Genomic DNA, 18,910 nt, shown 5'->3' on the forward strand with positions numbered 1-18,910 from the left:
TGATTTGCCGATGCGCCTCAACTACCGCACCATAAAGGCATTCCCCTTAAGTATCGAAGCCTCTTGTGAGGCTTAATGCCTATGGAATGAAACCGCGGGTGAGTGTCCGAGGGCTAGAGATGAATGAAAGGAGAACAGAACGTGAAGACAGCATTGTTGAATAGATCAAAAAAGTCAGTAGCGGTCTGGGGGGTAGCAACCTCCTTGCTACTAGTGGCAACCATCCTTCCTGCAGCTAGCGCTTTAGAGCTCACAATTCCTACATCTCTTGAGTCAGAGGGAAACAGAAGCGTGGGGATCATCGAGACATCCGAATCAGCGGTGGCCTTATTGGCCGAGGATGATCTAGCAGCAATCGCCTCAGGTGCCATCTTCTCCTCCGAACTTGCCTTAGTCTCTGCCGTTAGCCGCCAGGTAGAACTGGCTCGAACTCCATACGGTGCCAAAAAGGTCGCAAAATCAATTTTGCTCGACGAGTACGGCTTTAGCGAAAAACAATACAAATGTTTGAACTCGCTCTGGACGAAGGAAAGTAACTGGAATTACAAGGCTAGAAACAAGAAATCTGGTGCCCACGGAATTCCACAGGCGCTGCCAGCAAGCAAGATGAGTGTGATCTCAACAGACTGGCGCACAAACCCCGTTACACAAATTCGCTGGGGCCTTCGCTACATCAGTATTCGATATGAGACACCGTGCAAGGCTTTAGCCAAGCACAAGCGCAGTAACTATTACTAACCCCGGATCAAACTTCGGGCTTTACGCCAATTGTTAGTGGCTTGCTAGTTGAGGCAAAGAAATCATTGCCTTTATCATCGACAACAATAAATGCTGGAAAATCCACAACATCGATCTTCCAGACAGCTTCCATGCCCAACTCTTCAAAATCTAAAACCTCAACTTTTTTGATGCAATCTTGGGCAAGGCGCGCAGCTGGTCCACCGATTGATCCCAAATAAAAACCACCATGTGATGCGCAGGCATCGGTTACGGCCTTTGACCTATTTCCTTTTGCAAGCATCACCATTGATCCGCCGTGTGCCTGGAAGTGCTCAACATATGAATCCATGCGACCTGCAGTTGTTGGCCCGAAAGATCCTGATGCATAGCCATCTGGAGTCTTTGCTGGCCCTGCGTAATAGACGGCGTAACTCTTTAAGTATTCAGGCATTGGCTTGCCGGCATCCATATCAGCCTTGATACGGGCATGTGCCAGGTCTCGAGCAACAACTAATGTGCCGGTCAGCGACAGACGTGTCTTAACTGGATGCTTGGAAAGTTCAGCCAACACCGAAGCCATTGGCTGATTAAGATCGATCGCAACCACATCATCATGTAGATGCTCATCAGTTGTTTCAGGCAAGAAATGTGCGGGATCTCGTTCTAACTCTTCTAAGAAAATACCATCTTTGGTGATCTTGGCCTTTGCCTGACGATCTGCAGAACAAGAAACCGCAATTGCAATCGGCAGTGATGCTCCGTGTCGTGGCAACCTAACCACGCGCACATCGTGACAGAAATACTTGCCACCAAATTGCGCCCCGATTCCTAAGGTTCTGGTGAGCTCTAAAACCTTTTGCTCTAATTCGATATCTCTAAAGCCATGGCCAGTTGCCGCATCTCCTGATGTTGGCAGTGAATCCAAGTACTTAGTGCTGGCAAGCTTTGCAGTTTTAACCGTTGCTTCAGCGCTAGTTCCGCCGATGACAATTGCTAAGTGATACGGGGGACAAGCTGCTGTTCCAATTGATCGCAGTTTTTCATCCAGCCAATTCATAAACGATGTTGGATTTAAAACAGCCTTTGTTTCTTGATATAAAAATGACTTGTTAGCACTGCCGCCACCTTTGGCGATAAACATAAAGTTGTATTCGTCCTGGTGGTCGCTATCTGCATAGATTTCGATCTGGGCAGGCAGGTTGTTGCCGGTGTTTTTCTCTTCCCACGTTGTTACCGGTGCCATCTGGGAATACCGCAAATTTAACTGGGTATAGGCGTCATAGATTCCTTGAGAAATTGCGACTTCGTCTTTGCCAGTTGTTAAAACGTACTGTCCTTTTTTACCCATAACCAGCGCCGTACCGGTGTCTTGGCACATCGGCAGAATTCCACCAGCTGCAATATTGGCGTTTTTCAAAAGGTCGATCGCAACAAAGCGATCATTTGGTGAGGCCTCTGGATCCTTAACAATATTTGTTAACTGCTGCAGGTGCTCTGCCCGCAGGTAATGATTGATGTCATGGATAGCTTCATGAGTTAACTTTTCAAGTGCTGCTGGTTCTATCTGTAAAAACTCTTTATCACCATGCTTCACAACGCTGACGCCATCCTTGCTGACAAGGCGGTACTTAGTTGTGTCCGCCCCTAGTGGCAATAAATCAGAGTATGAAAAATTTGGCATCGCTTTTTTTCTCTACGACTCGCTACTCGGCTTTACAGCGTCAAGTTTTTTCTTAGCCCCGTCCAACCATTCCTGGCAGATCTTGGCTAACTCTTCGCCGCGCTCCCACAACTTCAATGATTCTTCTAGGGTTGCACTGCCCTCTTCAAGGGATTCGACAACGTCAGCTAGCTCATCTCTGGCTGCTTCATACGAGATCTTTTTGGAATCGCTCATGTGCTAAATCTACTCTCTCTTTACTGTCCGGTGGCTGTGGCTTGTGTCTCGCCCTTAGCAAGACGAAGGCGCAATAGATCGCCCTGCTTTAACTTCTTTGGATCGGTGACGATTTGGCCATCGGCTAACTGAACAACTGAATAGCCGCGATCCAATGTTGCTTGTGGCGACAAAGCCCGCACACGTGCTTTTATTTGCTTCAGCTCTTCTTTGGCCAATTTCAATTGATGGGCAAAGGAACGATTTGATCGATCCCGCAGCCCCGCAATTATGTCAGCCCTTGTGGTGATTAAGACATGTGGGTCCTTCATGACGGGGCGATTTCTAAAGTTAGCAATCTGGTTTGTTTCTAGGCTAATGCGATTTACCAATGTCCGGCGGGCGCGATCTCGCAGCGCTGCGATCATTGCGATCTCTTCGGCAATATCTGGAACAACGCGCTTAGCCGCATCAGTTGGAGTCGATGCTCGGTAATCAGCAACTAAATCCAAAAGTGGTGCATCTTTTTCATGGCCAATAGCCGAAACAATTGGCGTTGTACAAGATGCTGCTAAACGCACCAAACCTTCATCACTAAATGGCAGTAAATCCTCAAAGGAGCCACCGCCGCGGGTAATGATGATGACCTCTACATCCTTATTCGCTTCTAATTCGCGCAGCGCATCAGATACTTCACTAACTGCAGCAGCTCCCTGAACAGTTACTTCTCGGATTTCAAATTGAACACTTGGCCAGCGACGCTTTGCATTTTCAACAACATCTTTTTCAGCATCGGTGTTTCGACCACAGATCAAACCAATAACTTTTGGAAGCAATGGAAGTGCGACCTTACGATCTGAATCAAAGAGCCCTTCACCAGCCAGCAAATTTTTAAGCGCTTCAAGTCGTGCTAATAATTCACCCACACCGACTTGGCGAATTTCACGAGCAGAAAAAGAGAGCGAACCATTTTTGGTATAGAACGAAGGCTTTGCATATAAAACTACCCGTGCGTTATCGGGCAAAGGCTTGACGGTAGCGATCACCGATTTGTGACACATCACCGAAATAGACATGTCCACGGATGTGTCGCGCAGGCGCATAAATGCCATCATCCCGCTGCGTTCATTTAACTCGCTGATTTCGCCTTCGATCCAAATAGGACCTAGCCGATCGACATAATCCTTGATCGCTTCAGAGACGACCCGAACCGGGGCGGGGGATTCACTTGAAGTTTCGAACATGACATCAGCCTAATAGACTGACCCCATGGCTAAGAGAGTTCTACTGGCAGCGCCTCGCGGATATTGCGCAGGGGTGGATCGCGCAGTGATCACTGTTGAAAAAGCTTTGGCCCTCTATGGCGCACCGGTGTATGTGCGAAAGCAGATCGTTCACAACGTCCATGTTGTTGCTTCCCTTGAAGCAAAAGGTGCCATCTTTGTCGAAGAAACAGATGAAGTTCCAGAGGGCAAGACAGTTGTATTTTCCGCCCACGGAGTTTCGCCACTAGTTCACGAACAAGCTGCAGCTCGTAATCTAAAAACTATTGATGCAACCTGCCCCTTGGTAACCAAGGTGCACCACGAAGTGCGTCGTTTTGCCACAGAGGATTCAGAAATTTTGCTTATCGGTCACCATGGCCACGAAGAGGTCGAAGGCACCGCCGGTGAAGCCCCAGATCGTGTTCGCATTGTCGATGGCTTAGATGGCGCTCGCACAATTCAACCAACACCTGGCAAGAACTTAGTCTGGTTATCTCAAACGACTTTATCTGTTGATGAAACTATGGAAGCTGTTGCAATCCTGAAAGAACGCTTTCCAGATATTCAGGCACCGCCAAGTGATGACATTTGTTATGCAACACAAAATCGTCAAGAAGCTATCAAGGAAATTGCTCCGCAAGCAGATTTAGTAATTGTTGTGGGCTCCCGTAATTCTAGTAACTCGGTGCGGCTGGTAGAAGTTGCACTTGAATACGGCGCAAAGGCATCACATCTAGTTGATTATGCCGAAGAAATTCAGGATGAATGGTTTACGGGTGTTGAAACAATTGGCGTAACAAGTGGAGCATCTGTTCCAGAAATCTTGGTCAAGGATGTTTTAGCAACTTTGCATGAACATGGCTTTAAGGATGTTCAAGAAATCACCGCTGCCGAAGAATCACTTCTCTTTGCTTTGCCGCCAGAGCTTCGTAAAGATATGAAAGCAGCGGGCCAGGCTTAATCCTGCTGTGCAACAGCCTTAGGACGTGAGGGCTTTGCTTTTGCTTTTTGATTTAAGTACACAAACCAGCCATACACCGCGGCAATAATCAAAAACGGTGCTTCGGATGCAAGAGCGGCAATGAAATCAATGCCAACCCGTGATGGTCTAAAACCATCCAGCACCATTGTTAGTGCAAGTACGGATCCCGCAAAAGCCAAAGGGGGAGTTACCACGGAAACGTAGGTTGTTCCGGGGCGACCAAAGCGAAGCGAGCCATATAGAGCCACACAGATTGCGATTCCAGTGAGAACTCCAACACCGGTGCGAATTGTCATTTCAATGAATACAAAGAAAGCGATGAAGATGGTCTGCAGAATAACGACTCCAGGCTTTTTTAAACCAGGACCTTGAATCTGCATCTTTTGTATTGTGCTCACTATTCATCTACCTCTTCTGCATCAATGTAATCATCGCTGCCATCTAGTTCGGCGTTCTTAAGGTCCCGCACAGCGCCAGGTGCCTCAGGATACTCAATTGCTAACTTATCTTTATCGCCAGTCACACCCAAGTTATGGATTCTTTTCGCAGGTGCCAAAACTGTCTTTTCAGCAGTTGGCACTAGATCTTCATACGCCTTAGATGTTTGTGAAATCGCTTTCCCGACCGCAACAATCTTGGTGTGCAACAGTGTGATGTTCTTTAGGAAAGTACTGGCAACCTTTTGAATCTCATCGGCATTTTCCGCTAACTTGTTGCGGGTAAAGATGTATCCGATTGTACGAAGTAGCGCCATCATGGAAGTTGGAGTAGCAATAGTTACGCCTACCTTGAAGGACTTTTCAAGCAGCATCGGATCTAGTCGCAAAGCTTCAGACAATAAAGTTTCAAAGGGAACAAAGAGAACTACAAAATCAGGTGATCCTTGTGATGTGTGATATCCGCGCTTTGCAAGTGCTTCGACATGCTTGAGTAAATCTTTGGTGTGCTGTTGCAAAAAATGATCGCGCTCTTTTTGATCATCAGTTCCAAAGGCTTCTAGGAAACGCTCAAAGGGAAATTTTGAGTCAATAAACAATTGCGAACCACCAGGCATATTGACAGTCACATCTGGAATACCTGACGAGTCGGCATCTGTTGTAGAACGTTGCGCGGTGTACTCATGTCCTTCGCGCAAACCTGCGCCTTGGAGCAACAGCTCTAACTGAGCCTCGCCAAACTTTCCGCGGGTCTGCGAATTTGAAAGCGCTCCTGCAATTTTCTTAGTTTCATCAAAGATGGATTCGGATGCACGGCGCATTTCTAAAATCGTTGTGTTCAACTTTGCTTCAGCCTCGGTACGAATTCGGTTAGCCTCATTAGATTGCGTTGTTAACAGTGAAACCGATTCCTTGACCGCCAATAGTTCTGCATTTAACTTAATGGCAGATTCCGTCTTGCCGCGTTCGGCGTCCAGTTGAACTTTGTAATCTTCAAGGAGCGCCTGATTACCGGCCGAATCCTTGGATTTGAGGGAGGAAAAGAGGTATCCGATCGCAGCTCCTGCGATCAGTCCTATTAATAAGGTCACTACGTATGCGGGCATGGGCCTATCGTGGCAGGGAGCACTGACAATCCCGCGTAGGCTAAGCCCAGTGAGCCTCTCAATCGGAATCGTCGGACTGCCAAACGTCGGAAAGTCGACCCTGTTTAATGCCTTAACCAAGAACAACGTATTGGCCGCTAACTACCCTTTCGCCACCATCGAGCCCAATGTGGGAATGGTGGGAGTGCCAGATGATCGTCTAGCCAAACTTGCGAAAGTCTTTGGTTCAGAAAAATTGCTGCCAGCCGTTGTTTCCTTCGTAGATATCGCCGGAATTGTAAAAGGCGCATCAGAAGGTGCGGGCCTTGGCAACAAGTTCCTGACAAATATCCGTGACACCGATGCGATCTGCCAAGTAATCCGTGTTTTTAGCGATGGCGATGTTGTTCACGTAGACGGTCGTATTGATCCAGCATCTGACATGGAAACAATAAACACAGAATTAGCGCTCGCCGATTTGCAGACAATCGAAAAAGCGATTCCTCGTCTTGAAAAAGAGGCACGTGTAGCAAAAGAGAAGGCACCTATTTTAGAAGCGGTGAAGGCTGCTAATGATTGGTTGCAATCTGGAAAGCCGTTGTCACAAAGTTCAATTGATCGCGAACTCTTGGCCGAACTTCACTTGCTAACTGCAAAACCATTCTTGTATGTATTTAACGTTGATGCTGCCGAAATTAATGATGTAGATCTAAAGGCCAAGCTGCAGGCACTTGTTGCACCGGCTGAAGCAATTTTCTTGGATGCAAAGACCGAAGCAGAACTTGCAGAACTTAGTGATGAAGATGCATTGGAATTATTACAATCAATTGGTCTGACAGAACCAGGTCTTGCAACCTTGGCTCGTGTTGGTTTTGATACTTTGGGCTTGCAAACATATTTAACAGCCGGCCCAAAAGAAACTCGCGCCTGGACAATTCATAAAGGTGATACCGCGCCTATGGCTGCCGGTGTAATTCACACAGATTTCCAAAAGGGTTTTATAAAGGCTGAAATTGTTAGCTTTGATGACTTAATGGTTGCAGGCACAATGGTTGAAGCCAAAGCAAAGGGCAAGGTACGAATGGAAGGTAAGGATTACATCATGCAAGACGGTGATGTAGTCGAATTCCGTTTCAACGTCTAAGCGCCGCTGTAGTACTTTCCGATTTCAGCTAAAGATTTATCCAGAATTTCCAGACCCAATTTCGCATCTTCTACAGAGATATTGCACGGTGGGCACAAATGAATTCTGTTGAAGTTATTAAATGGCATTAATCCATTTTTCTTACAAGCAGCAACTAACTCATTCATGGCAGGACTTGATCCACCATACGCAGCAAGTGGTTCGTGTGTTGCACGATCACTGACCAAATCAACGCCCCAGAACACTCCAGCGCCTCGAATATCGCCAATAACCTTGTGCTTCTTTGCTAATTCAGCAAGGCCAGGACCCAAAATCGTTTCACCAATCATGGTGGCGTTTTCAAGCATTTTTTCTTCCTTCATGACATCAATTGTTGCAACCGCAGTTGCACATGCCATTGGGTGACCCATATAGGTGAGCCCACCAGCAAATACTTTGTCATCAAAGGTATGAGAAATTACATCACTGATTACGACGCCACCTAGTTGGATGTAACCAGAGGTAACTCCCTTTGCAAAGGTGATTAGATCAGGAACAACTGTTGAATGTTGGTAGGCAAACCATTTACCGGTGCGACCAAAACCAGACATAACTTCATCAGCGATCCACATAATCTTGTATTTATCGCACAATGCTCGAATACCTTCCAGATATCCCTTTGGTGGCATCAACACACCCGCGGTCCCCGGAACTGACTCGATTAAGATTGCAGCAATTGTGTTTGGACCTTCAAAGATAATTGTTTGCTCAAGATGTTCAAGTGCGCGCTTGCACTCTTCTGCTTCATCCTTTGCCCAAAAAGCGGTGCGATACAAATATGGTCCCCAGAAATGCACATGACCAAAGGCAAACTCATTAGGAAATCTGCGGGGATCGCCAGTTGCATTAATTGCCGCACCTGTATTGCCATGATACGAGCGATACGTTGAAAGAATTTTGTGCTTATGTGTGTGCATACGGGCCAAGCGAATCGCATTTTCAATCGCATCTGCGCCGCCGTTTGTGAAAAATACCTTTGCGAAATTATCGCCAGCTAATTCAACAATTCTTTGGGCAGCATCATTTCGAGCCTCATTGGCATGTTGTGGCGCAATTGTTGTTAGAACTTCTGCTTGTGCCTGTATGGCTTTAATAACTGTGGGGTGTTGATGACCAATATTTGTAAAAACTAACTGCGATGAAAAATCTAAGTAAGTCTTGCCCTCAAAATCCCAGAAGCGCGATCCTGATCCACTTGCAATAGGCATTGGCGAAATTGCACCTTGGGCAGACCACGAGTGAAAAACGTATTCGTGGTCTGCAGCGCTAACTGCCGCCTGCTTTGCTGGATCATTAATTGGTGCGCTCATCTGTGTCCTCGAACCCTTGGTAGTTAGTAGCGCCATCATAAACCTCTGAAGTAGATTGCACCTATGACCCAGATAACGCATTGGATTAATGGCGCTCTTGATACCCACACATCACAGCGCAGTGGCGAAGTTTTTAACCCAGCTACTGGAAAGGTCACCAAAACCGTTGCCTTTGCTGATGCAGCAACAGTGGATCGTGCTGTAAATGTTGCGACAGAAGCTTTTGCAACATGGCGCCACAGCTCATTAACAAAGCGAACTCAAGTTCTTTTCGCCTTTCGTGAACTAGTGCAGCAGAACAAGGAAAAAATGGCTGCACTGATTACTGATGAACACGGAAAAGTATTAAGCGATGCTGCCGGTGAAGTTACGCGTGGCCTTGAAGTTGTTGAGTTTGCCTGCGGAATCCCACACCTATTAAAGGGTGGATTTTCAGAAGAGGTTTCAACTGGCGTTGATGTGTATTCAATCCGCCAAGCATTAGGACCTGTTGCCATTATTTCTCCATTTAACTTTCCAGCGATGGTTCCGATGTGGTTCTTTCCGGTTGCGATTGCCTGCGGAAACACAGTTGTTGTAAAGCCATCTGAAAAAGATCCATCTGCTGCGATGTTTATGGCGCAGTTATGGAAAGAAGCGGGATTGCCAGATGGCGTATTCAATGTTGTTCACGGCGATAAAGAAGCGGTCGATGCTTTACTGACTCACCCAGGGATCAAATCAATTTCATTTGTTGGATCAACACCGATTGCTCGTTATGTCTATGAAACCGGAACTAAATCCGGAAAGCGTGTGCAGGCGCTAGGTGGAGCAAAAAACCACATGATTGTTTTGCCTGATGCTGACTTAGAACTTGCAGCCGACGCCGCTATTAATGCTGGCTTTGGCTCGGCAGGTGAGCGCTGTATGGCGATCTCTGCAATCGTTGCAGTTGAACCAATTGCCAGCGCTCTCGTTGCACGAATTAAATCTCGCATGGCAAACATTGTTACTGGCGATGGCACCCAAGGTTCTGACATGGGCCCGCTGGTTACAAAAGTTCACCGCGACAAAGTGGCTTCATACATCGATGCTGGAAGCAAAGAAGGTGCAACAGTTGTAGTCGATGGCCGCACCTTAGAAATTGCCGGAGATGGCTTCTGGCTTGGCCCCACTTTGTTTGACAATGTGACTCCAGAAATGTCTATTTATAAGGATGAAATCTTTGGTCCAGTCTTAAGCATTATTCGCGTTAACACATATGACGAAGCGCTCAATCTTGTTAACTCACATCAATATGGAAATGGCACTGCAATCTTTACTAACGATGGCGGCGCAGCTCGTAGATTCCAGAATGAAGTAGAGGTCGGAATGGTGGGCATCAATGTTCCGATTCCCGTTCCAATGGCGTATTACTCATTTGGTGGTTGGAAAAACTCATTATTTGGTGATTCTCATGCGCATGGCACCGAAGGTATTCACTTCTTTACGCGCGGCAAAGTTGTTACAAGTCGCTGGTTAGATCCAAGCCACGGTGGAATCAACTTAGGATTCCCACAAAACGATTAATTAAGCCTGCGTTAAGGGGCTGATTAGTCCTTATCAAGGGCTAAAAGGTAAGATTGAGCCATGATGGTCGGTAACTTGGCCTCAGCAATACCAAATCGTTGATAGAGGCAAGGCCTTATAGAGGGCTGGCTTCCTAAGGAAAGTAGTTTTCGTGGCCAAGATTCAAGAGCATCTCAAAGACCTGCCAGTAAAAAAGCGCGACAACCTACGTAACGTTGCGATCATCGCTCACGTTGACCACGGTAAAACAACATTGGTTGATGCGATGTTGTGGCAGTCCGGTGCATTTGCAGCGCACAAGGTTCAGGGCGAAGGCCAAGACCGCATGATGGATTCAATGGATCTAGAACGCGAAAAGGGAATTACGATTCTTGCCAAGAACACCGCTGTTAAGCGCGGCGACACAATCGTTAACATTATTGATACACCAGGCCACGCAGACTTCGGTGGCGAAGTAGAGCGCGGACTCGAAATGGTTGATGGCGTTATTTTGTTAGTTGATGCTTCAGAAGGTCCACTGCCACAAACACGTTTCGTTTTGCGTAAAGCGCTAGAAAAGAATTTGCCAGTAATTTTGTTGATCAACAAGGTTGACCGTCCCGATTCACGCATCGCCGAAGTTGTTGACGAGGCTTACGAATTGTTCCTTGATCTTGGAGCAAATGAAGAGCAGATCGAATTCCCTGTGGTCTATGCATCAGCAAAAGCTGGTCGTGCATCTTTGACTCGTCCATCAGATGGTGGAATGCCAGAAGAAACAAATCTTGATGTTTTGTTCGACACAATCTTTAGTGCAATTCCGGCTCCTGAGTATCACGAAGGCGCACCATTGCAAGCACACGTTACAAACCTTGACTCATCTCCATTCTTGGGTCGTCTTGCACTATGTCGCGTACGCGAAGGTGTTATTAAAAAGGGTCAGAATGTCACGTGGATAAAGACTGATGGCACAACAGAGCGCGTAAAGATTTCAGAGCTTTTGATTACTGAAGCACTAGAACGCGTACCAACCCTGGAAGCCCATCCTGGCGACATCATCGCCGTGGCAGGTATCGACACCATTACATTGGGCGAGACACTAGCTGATAATGAAAATCCACATGCGCTTCCATTAATCATCGTTGATGAACCTTCTATTTCGATGACAATCGGTATTAATACATCTCCACTTGCGGGCAAGAGCGGCAAACTGCTTACTGCGCGCCAAGTTAAGGGCCGTCTTGATGCCGAACTAGTTGGTAACGTTTCATTGCGTGTTCTCAACACTGATCGCCCAGATACATGGGAGGTTCAAGGTCGCGGAGAGCTACAGCTAGCTGTGCTTGTTGAAATCATGAAGCGCGAAGGTTTCGAACTAACTGTTGGTAAGCCACAGGTAGTTATTAAGAAGATTGATGGCAAGATTCACGAACCGATGGAGCGTTTAACAATTGATGCACCAGAAGAATATCTTGGTGTTTTGACTCAGTTGATGGCACTTCGTAAGGGTCGCATGGAGCAAATGGTTAATCACGGAACCGGTTGGATCCGTCTTGATTACAAGGTTCCATCACGTGGACTTATTGGTTTCCGTACCGAGTTCTTAACTGAAACTCGCGGTACAGGTTTACTCCACCACGTATTTGATGGTTACGAGCCTTGGTTCGGAGACATTCGTACTCGTGCAACTGGATCACTTGTTTCAGACCGCATGGGAACAGTTACTTCATATGCACTTTATGGAACACAAGATCGCGGAACTATTTTCGTAGAACCAGGCGATGAAGTGTACGAAGGTATGGTTATTGGCGAGAACTCTCGTAACGATGACATGGACGTTAACTGTGTTCGCGAAAAGAAACTTACAAACATGCGTGCTTCAGGTACAGATGAATCAGAGCGTTTGATTCCGCCTAAGAAGCTAAACATGGAAGGTGCTCTCGAATTCTGTCGCGAAGATGAGTGCGTCGAAGTAACACCTGCTGTTGTTCGTATCCGCAAGGTTGTCCTTAATGGCGACGAGCGCGCACGTGCGACTTCACGTCAAAAGAAGGCGAATCTAAACGCCAATTCATAACCCTTCAACTAAAAAGGCTCGCGTTAATCACTTAACGTGGGCCTTTTTTGTGCTCCAGCAGTCGCATCCCTAAATTTGTCGGACTCTTCAGGCAAGATGCTCACTGTGAGTAAGCAGCCTTTCAGCCTTGTACGACAGGTACTTCAGGTTGCCCCTGCTGCTCTAGATATTGAACAGCAGGCCGTTGTTGCACATCGTGGTTCACCGATTGTTGTTCAGGGTGGACCGGGTACGGGTAAGACAACTGTTTTAGTTGAAGCAGCCCTTGCTCGTATTCAAGAAGGTCAAAATCCAGATTCCATTTTGTTGCTGACTTATGGTCGCGAGCGAGCATCTGAATTGCGTGATGCGATTGCGTTGCGCACGACTAAGACGATGTTCGAACCATTGGCACGCACATTCCATTCCCTAGCTTTTTCGATTTTAAAGATGAAAGCTAAGGAAGATCCTGATCCAATTCTGCTGAGCGGTCCAGAACAAGAAAGTTATATCCGCGAATTACTGCAAGGCGATATCGAGGATGGCTTTAAAGAATGGCCCGAAGATTTGCGTAAGGCCCTGATAACCAATGGCTTTGCTCGAGAACTTCGAGATTTAATTTTGCGTGCATCAGAACGTGGAATCGATGCGGTTGAGTTAGCGAAATTAGGCACACAAGAGGGCGAGAAGTATTGGGAGCCAGCGGCGGCATTCTGGACCAGATATACAAACTCCATGATTATGCGCGAGTTCAGTGCCCAAGATGCAAAGCTTCGTATTGACCCATCTGAACTTGTTTCTCGCGCATCGATTCACTTGCATAACAATCCAGATTTGTTGGATCAACTACGCAATCGATTCACAACGATCATGGTTGATGAGTTTCAGGAAAGCGATCCAGCACAGCGCGAACTATTGGCACTTCTTGCAGGTAACGACGTAATCATCTGCGCAGATGCAGATAGTGCAGTGGGTAGATTCCGCGGCGCAGATCCTGATGGATTAGCTACAGCGCTAGATCCATACCGGGCAAAAGAAGTTGTCCTTACTCATGTGTATCGAAATGCCAAGGCAATCTTTGATGTTGGGCATGAATATGTGCAGGGATTCCGTGGATCGCCAGTAACCCGCAAGCGCTATGAAGCCAATGAAAATCAAGGTTTTGTTGGAGTTCATCGCTTTCGAAGCGGAGCAGAAGAAGCAGCTTTTATCGCCCACCAATTCCGCAGTGCGCATCTGCGCCTAGGAATTTCCTACAGCGATATGGCAGTTGTTTTACGTTCACCCGGTGTGCAAGCGTCAGCGCTGCGTCGCGCATTCTCACAGGTAGGCATTCCAGTTGCATCTGAACTTCAAGCGCTAGCTGGAAATCCTGCGGTTACTCCATTTATGTTATTAGCTCGCGTTGCAATAGGTGCTCAACCTCTTAATTTGGATACTGCTGAACGCTTACTACTGTCAGAGTTTGGTGGAGCGGATTCAATCTCGTTGCGCCGTATACGTCGAGCAATGATCACTTCGCGTCCAGAAGGCGATGAACGTTCTGGAACCCAGATGTTGCTGGATGCTATTAATGATGGCGAATTGTTTATCGAAGGTGCTGACAGTGTTCTTCGGGTTCATTCACTTTTAAAGGGCGCAAAAGCGATTGCCCGGAACAAGACAGCTTTAGCCGATGACCTATTGTGGTTTATTTGGGACAACGCCTTAACAAGTGATGGACAGAAATTGGCAATTAGTTGGCGTAATCAAGCATTGCGTCCCGGAATCCGCGGTGCCGCAGCAGATCGCGACTTAGATGCAATGATGCAGTTGTTTGAATCCGCTGCGCGTTACTCAGAACGTTTTCCATTATCTGGCCCTGCTGCCTTTATCAATGAAGTTGCACAAGAGGATATTGCTGGGGATGTTATTACCGCTAAAGGCGTGAGGCCAGATTTTGTTGAAATCCTGACCGTGCACAGTGCAAAAGGTCGACAGTGGGATTTAGTTGCAATTGCAGGTTTGCAAGAAGGAACTTGGCCCAACTTAAAGCAGCGTTCATCATTACTAGGCGCCGAACGATTAGTAGAGCGCATGCGCAACCCGGATATTCCAAGGGATCAGTTAGATGTCATAGCAGCCAATGGACTAATGCAGGATGAACAACGCTTGTTCCATGTCGCTTTAACCCGCGCCAAACAATCACTTTTTGTCACTGCGGTGCAACGTGAAGATGAAGAACCATCACAATTTTTTGAGGCAATCGAAGTCATGGTCAATAAAACCGATGACGATGAGCATGTAATAACCGATGTTCCTCGTCCAATTACTGCACCCGCATTAGTGGCGGAGTTACGTTCGCAGTTAGACGGCGCAAAGGCCAAAGAAGCGGCTGCGTTATTGAAGGCAATGAGTGCTGAAGGTATTTATCTAGCAAATCCTGATAGCTGGATCGGTTCTGTTTCACTAAGTACTGATGCACCAGTAATTGATGCCGACAAAGAGGTAATCGTTTCTCCATCAGGTGCAGAATCATTTGAGGAATGTGGTGTGAAATGGTTCTTACAAAACAATGGTGGATCTGATGGCGATAGCACGGCGCAAGTTTTGGGTTCTGCCATTCACGCCTTTGCAGCAAAAATGGTGCAAGAGCCAGGCACCAGCCAAGAGCAATTAATTGAATCCTTGCGAAGTTCTTGGAAGTTGATTGATCCAGCCAGTGGATGGGTGAGTGCAACTCATTTGGAATCTGCGGTCACAATGTTGAAAAAGTTTACGAAGTATCACTCCACAACAACAAGAGAGATTAAAGATGTTGAATTGCGATTTGATGTCAAGCTAGGAAGAGCCAGAATCATCGGAACAGTGGATCGACTCGAAGTAGAAGCCGATGGCTCTTTTTACATTATTGATTTTAAAACCAGCAAATCCCCTATCTCTGAAAAAGAAGCAGAAAAGAACTTACAGCTTGCTAGTTATCAATTAGCAGCGTCCGAAGGTGGATTTGAAGGTGGCAGCAAGAGCGCAGGCGCTGAATTGGTATACCTGGGTGATAAAGCACAAAAGGCGACGGCAAAACATCAATATGAAATTAACATTGAAGAAGTTAAGGCAAAGATCGAAACAATTGGCGAAGGTATGGGTGCTGCAACCTTCTTTGCCACGGTCAATAAGCGCTGCAAAGGCTGCCCAGTAAGGAAATCCTGCCCTGTTCAAAGTGATGGACGGGCGGTGATCGAGCCATGAGTAATGAAGCAATCAGCGCCAAGTACACACCCGAACAAATCATTGCATTGCTTCAGGCGCATCCAAAGTTTGGTTCACAGATCAAGCCGATCACTAAGCATCAATCAGCGATCATCAGCAGTGGGCTAGAACCCGCTGTTGTAATCGCTGGTGCTGGATCGGGTAAGACCGAAACGATGAGCAACCGTGTGTTGTATTTAGTCGCTAATGGTTTTGCGACACCGGATCAAATACTAGGTCTTACCTTTACCCGCAAAGCTGCTGGTGAATTATCTGTTCGAATCCGTAAGCGTCTGCGCCAACTATCGCAGCTACCCGAATTCAAACACATTACTTCTAATAGCACCGCTGTTACTACTTATCATTCCTACGCTGGCAAGTTACTAAGCGAACATGCAATCAGGTACGGGATCGACGCAGACGCTGAACCATTAGGCGAAGCTGCAATTTGGCAGATCGCTTCCGATGTTGTGCGCAATTGGTCTGATGATTCTTATCGAAATGACAGCGCTGTCAGCACTGTGATTAAAGATTTATTGGGACTTTCTAAACTTATGTTAGAGCATCAAGTGAAACGTCAAGATATTGAAGCCATTGGCAATGAGATGCTGGAAAAACTTGCCCTGTTGGGCGGTAGTACCAATGAAGATACTCGCGCAGTAGCGCGCGCGATGCAGCAAAGAAATTCATTGCTACCAATGGTTGATGCATTTATGCAACGCCGAAAGGCGGCAGGGGAGTTATCATTTGATGATCAGATGTCGCTAGCTGCAGATATTGCACAAAACTTTGAAGATGTTGGCACTCTAGAGCGCGGCAAGTACACCGTTGTTTTACTCGATGAATACCAGGACACATCGCAATCACAGGTACGCATGTTGTCTTCGCTGTATGGCAATTCGGTAAAGGAAACCGGCCACCCCGTAATGGCGGTTGGAGACCCATCACAGGCTATTTACACTTGGCGTGGAGCCTCTGCCGGCACTATGGCCTCATTTCATAAGTACTTTCCAAAGGCTTCTGAGCAAACTGGAACACAGCAATTCTCGCTTCCGACAACATTCCGCAACGACACAATTATCTTGGCAGCAGCAAATGCAATTAGCGCACAAATCAAAGCCGATGGCGGGCAGCAAGTTGTAGAACTTGAAGCACGAAATGGCGCAGGTGCGGGTGAACTTGCTTATGGAATTTATGAAACTGTTGAAACAGAATCACAGGCGATCGCTGAATACTTTAAAGAGTTATGGAATCCAGCTGCTGGAAAGTCATTTGCAGTCTTAGTGCGAAAGCGCAGCCAGATTACTTCGATTGAAAACGCCTTGCGTGAGCAGGGATTACCTGTAGAAGTTATCGGTATTGGTGGGCTGATCCATATTCCAGAGGTCGCTGATGTTGTTACCTTAATGAAGTTGATTACCGACCCTGATGCTGGATCATCGCTGATGCGCCATCTGACGGGACCACGAATCAATCTGGGTCCACGCGATATTGCTGCGCTCGGTGCCTTTAGTAGAGAACGCGCAAAGTCAATGCACGCTGATTCCAAAAGCTTTATTAAAAAGATTGCTGCCGGAAACCCTGATCAATTAGAAGCAGATGATCAATTTGCTGGTTCAATTATCGACGCCATAGATGAAATTGCATCGGCAAAGAAGCATGGCTTCAGCGATCGTGGATATCAACGTCTTGTGACTTTTGCCCAAGAGCTGCGTCGTTTGCGTTCTCGCGCAGGTGGCCAGATCACAGATTTGATTACAGAAATCGAAAACTATTTAACGTTGGAATCAGAGATAACTTTGCGCGAAGGTTCGCAAACTGGGCGTCGACACCTAGATAGATTCTTAGATGAGGCAGCAAAGTTTGAACGCAGCGGTGGATCTATTTCAGCCTTTTTAGATTGGCTAGATGTCGCATCTGATGAAGAAGGTGGATTAAAGGTTGGAGCCCCTGAAGTACGCACAGATGTGGTTCAAATCCTTACTGTTCACATGGCTAAAGGTGCCGAATGGGATGTTGTGGCAGTGCCTGGATTATCTGAAGGCACATTTCCGGGTGTTAACAAGAGCGATCCAGATAACTGGTTAAAGAATGAAAAGCATGTGCCATTTGCTTTGCGCGGTGATGCACAAGAACTTCCACCTTTTACATTGGATGGAATCACTAAAAATAGTGAAGCAAAACAGGCAATCAATGATTTTGGTGCTGCATGTGTTGATCAAATCAAGATGCGTGAAGAGATGCGTCTTGCCTACGTTGCCGTGACACGAGCCCGCACACATTTGATATGCACAACTTCATGGTGGCGGACCGGTTCTCGATCTGTTGTACCTTCAAAGATCTTTACCTTAATTGCAGGTGCGGCAAGTGCACATGGCGGCCGCTTAATATCTGATGTCGCAGCTCCAGAAGTCGGAGTTGCAAACCCCACGCTTGAAAACCCTGTCACTTCTGTCTGGCCTCGTGATTACCTAGGGGATAAGCGCGCACAATTTGATGCAGCTATGGCATTAGTTAATTCCTCCAAAGTTCATCCCTTAATTGATTCATCCGATAGCGAAGTGAATTCTTGGATCATGGATGCACATAGTTTGATCACCGAACAACGTAATCGTGCTTTAGAAACACTTCAAGTTGCTTTACCGTCTCGCATGTCCACTTCGACACTAGTTGCTTTGCATGAAAACCCACAAGAACTGGCGCTCAACATTCGACGACCTATGCCACGTGGACAAGATCAGTATTCACGGCGCGGAACAGCTTTCCACTTGTGGGTTGAACGTCAATTTACTGATGCGGCCACTTTGTTTGGAGATGAATACTTGGATTACTTAGATCCACTAGATGATGATTCAAAGTTAGAGGATCTAAAAGCGGCTTGGCTTAAGAGCCGCTTTGCCAATCGCACACCTGCGCGGGTGGAAGTTCCCTTTGAAACCACTATCGCTGGGGTTTTGATCAGAGGCCGAATTGATGCGGTTTATAGCGATGGAGATGGCTTTCAGGTAGTGGATTGGAAGACCGGATCTAAACAGCTGGGTAAATCAGCACAAGTTCAGTTGGCGATGTATCGCTTAGCGTGGGCAAAACTTTCTGGCTGCGATATTTCAAAGATTTCCGCAGCCTTTCATTATGTGCCAACAGGTATAACTGATCAGCCTGCAGATTTGTTAGATGAGGCGGCATTGATCGCCCTGATTACTTCTGTAGATTCATCAACGCCTGAATAACACTCAATTTC

At 46.8% G+C, this 18,910-nt stretch carries 13 protein-coding genes; 7 read left to right on the forward strand and 6 right to left on the reverse strand.

What is annotated here, in order from left to right; all coding sequences use genetic code 11:
- Nucleotides 1–141: 141 nt before the first annotated feature.
- Nucleotides 142–738: an aggregation-promoting factor C-terminal-like domain-containing protein gene (locus AC9UGD_RS03225; protein WP_509569473.1), complete on the forward strand. Its 597-nt coding sequence runs from the start codon at nucleotides 142–144 to the stop codon at nucleotides 736–738.
- Between the two features lie 7 nt (nucleotides 739–745).
- Here the strand turns inward: AC9UGD_RS03225 and AC9UGD_RS03230 are convergent, their stop codons facing one another.
- The 3 genes from AC9UGD_RS03230 to xseA are packed head-to-tail and all read right to left on the reverse strand — an operon-like array spanning nucleotide 746 to nucleotide 3,840.
- A complete protein-coding gene (locus AC9UGD_RS03230; protein ID WP_509569476.1) occupies nucleotides 746–2,401 on the reverse strand; it encodes a fumarate hydratase in 1,656 nt (551 codons plus the stop codon).
- 12 nt (nucleotides 2,402–2,413) lie between these two features.
- The gene (locus AC9UGD_RS03235; protein WP_509569479.1) at nucleotides 2,414–2,617 is read right to left on the reverse strand and encodes an exodeoxyribonuclease VII small subunit; all 204 of its coding nucleotides are present in this window, start codon (nucleotides 2,615–2,617) and stop codon (nucleotides 2,414–2,416) included.
- A gap of 20 nt (nucleotides 2,618–2,637) precedes the next feature.
- Nucleotides 2,638–3,840: an exodeoxyribonuclease VII large subunit gene (xseA, locus tag AC9UGD_RS03240; protein WP_509569481.1), complete on the reverse strand. Its 1,203-nt coding sequence runs from the start codon at nucleotides 3,838–3,840 to the stop codon at nucleotides 2,638–2,640.
- A gap of 25 nt (nucleotides 3,841–3,865) precedes the next feature.
- On the opposite strand from xseA, the gene AC9UGD_RS03245 reads away from it, so the two are divergent.
- Complete coding sequence (locus AC9UGD_RS03245; RefSeq protein WP_509569484.1) at nucleotides 3,866–4,822, forward strand: 4-hydroxy-3-methylbut-2-enyl diphosphate reductase; 957 nt, start codon at nucleotides 3,866–3,868, stop codon at nucleotides 4,820–4,822.
- On the opposite strand, the gene AC9UGD_RS03250 is transcribed toward AC9UGD_RS03245, so the two are convergent.
- Together AC9UGD_RS03250 and AC9UGD_RS03255 are read right to left on the reverse strand one after the other, a co-directional pair.
- Nucleotides 4,819–5,241: a hypothetical protein gene (locus AC9UGD_RS03250; RefSeq protein WP_509569487.1), complete on the reverse strand. Its 423-nt coding sequence runs from the start codon at nucleotides 5,239–5,241 to the stop codon at nucleotides 4,819–4,821. The genes AC9UGD_RS03245 and AC9UGD_RS03250 overlap by 4 nt on opposite strands.
- A complete protein-coding gene (locus AC9UGD_RS03255; protein WP_509569490.1) occupies nucleotides 5,241–6,386 on the reverse strand; it encodes a DNA recombination protein RmuC in 1,146 nt (381 codons plus the stop codon). Before AC9UGD_RS03255 ends, AC9UGD_RS03250 begins: the two co-directional genes overlap by 1 nt.
- 49 nt (nucleotides 6,387–6,435) lie before the next feature.
- Here AC9UGD_RS03255 and ychF point away from each other — a divergent pair, with 49 nt between their 5' ends.
- Entirely contained in the window at nucleotides 6,436–7,509 is a 1,074-nt protein-coding gene (gene ychF, locus AC9UGD_RS03260; protein WP_509569493.1) for a redox-regulated ATPase YchF, read from the forward strand.
- Here ychF and AC9UGD_RS03265 read toward each other — a convergent pair.
- Complete coding sequence (locus AC9UGD_RS03265; protein ID WP_509569496.1) at nucleotides 7,506–8,858, reverse strand: aspartate aminotransferase family protein; 1,353 nt, start codon at nucleotides 8,856–8,858, stop codon at nucleotides 7,506–7,508. The two genes, ychF and AC9UGD_RS03265, sit on opposite strands and share 4 nt — an antisense overlap.
- A 63-nt stretch (nucleotides 8,859–8,921) precedes the next feature.
- Between AC9UGD_RS03265 and AC9UGD_RS03270 the strand changes: the two genes are divergently transcribed.
- The 4 genes from AC9UGD_RS03270 to AC9UGD_RS03285 all read left to right on the forward strand — a co-directional run bounded on the left by AC9UGD_RS03270 (nucleotide 8,922) and on the right by AC9UGD_RS03285 (nucleotide 18,899).
- On the forward strand, nucleotides 8,922–10,406 hold the full coding sequence (locus AC9UGD_RS03270) for a CoA-acylating methylmalonate-semialdehyde dehydrogenase (RefSeq protein ID WP_509569498.1): 1,485 nt from the start codon (nucleotides 8,922–8,924) through the stop codon (nucleotides 10,404–10,406).
- 151 nt (nucleotides 10,407–10,557) lie between these two features.
- On the forward strand, nucleotides 10,558–12,462 hold the full coding sequence (gene typA / locus AC9UGD_RS03275; RefSeq protein ID WP_509569501.1) for a translational GTPase TypA: 1,905 nt from the start codon (nucleotides 10,558–10,560) through the stop codon (nucleotides 12,460–12,462).
- 105 nt (nucleotides 12,463–12,567) lie between these two features.
- Nucleotides 12,568–15,669 (forward strand): ATP-dependent helicase, encoded by a 3,102-nt coding sequence (locus AC9UGD_RS03280; protein WP_509569503.1) that lies wholly within the window; start codon nucleotides 12,568–12,570, stop codon nucleotides 15,667–15,669.
- Nucleotides 15,666–18,899, forward strand: coding sequence for an ATP-dependent helicase (locus tag AC9UGD_RS03285; protein WP_509569506.1), 3,234 nt, complete (start codon nucleotides 15,666–15,668; stop codon nucleotides 18,897–18,899). Before AC9UGD_RS03280 ends, AC9UGD_RS03285 begins: the two co-directional genes overlap by 4 nt.
- Nucleotides 18,900–18,910: the final 11 nt, after the last annotated feature.

Origin of the sequence: Candidatus Planktophila sp. (genome assembly GCF_044232745.1) — a bacterium.
In the GTDB taxonomy this organism is placed as follows: domain Bacteria; phylum Actinomycetota; class Actinomycetes; order Nanopelagicales; family Nanopelagicaceae; genus Planktophila.

Excerpts from the sequence above, each read along its gene's own strand:
- AC9UGD_RS03230 (WP_509569476.1), bottom strand. The coding sequence starts at position 2,401 with ATGCCAAATTTTTCATACTCTGATTTATTGCCACTAGGGGCGGACACA.
- AC9UGD_RS03235 (WP_509569479.1), bottom strand. The coding sequence starts at position 2,617 with ATGAGCGATTCCAAAAAGATCTCGTATGAAGCAGCCAGAGATGAGCTA.
- xseA (WP_509569481.1), bottom strand. The coding sequence starts at position 3,840 with ATGTTCGAAACTTCAAGTGAATCCCCCGCCCCGGTTCGGGTCGTCTCT.
- AC9UGD_RS03245 (WP_509569484.1), top strand. The coding sequence starts at position 3,866 with ATGGCTAAGAGAGTTCTACTGGCAGCGCCTCGCGGATATTGCGCAGGG.
- AC9UGD_RS03255 (WP_509569490.1), bottom strand. The coding sequence starts at position 6,386 with ATGCCCGCATACGTAGTGACCTTATTAATAGGACTGATCGCAGGAGCT.
- AC9UGD_RS03265 (WP_509569496.1), bottom strand. The coding sequence starts at position 8,858 with ATGAGCGCACCAATTAATGATCCAGCAAAGCAGGCGGCAGTTAGCGCT.
- AC9UGD_RS03270 (WP_509569498.1), top strand. The coding sequence starts at position 8,922 with ATGACCCAGATAACGCATTGGATTAATGGCGCTCTTGATACCCACACA.
- AC9UGD_RS03285 (WP_509569506.1), top strand. The coding sequence starts at position 15,666 with ATGAGTAATGAAGCAATCAGCGCCAAGTACACACCCGAACAAATCATT.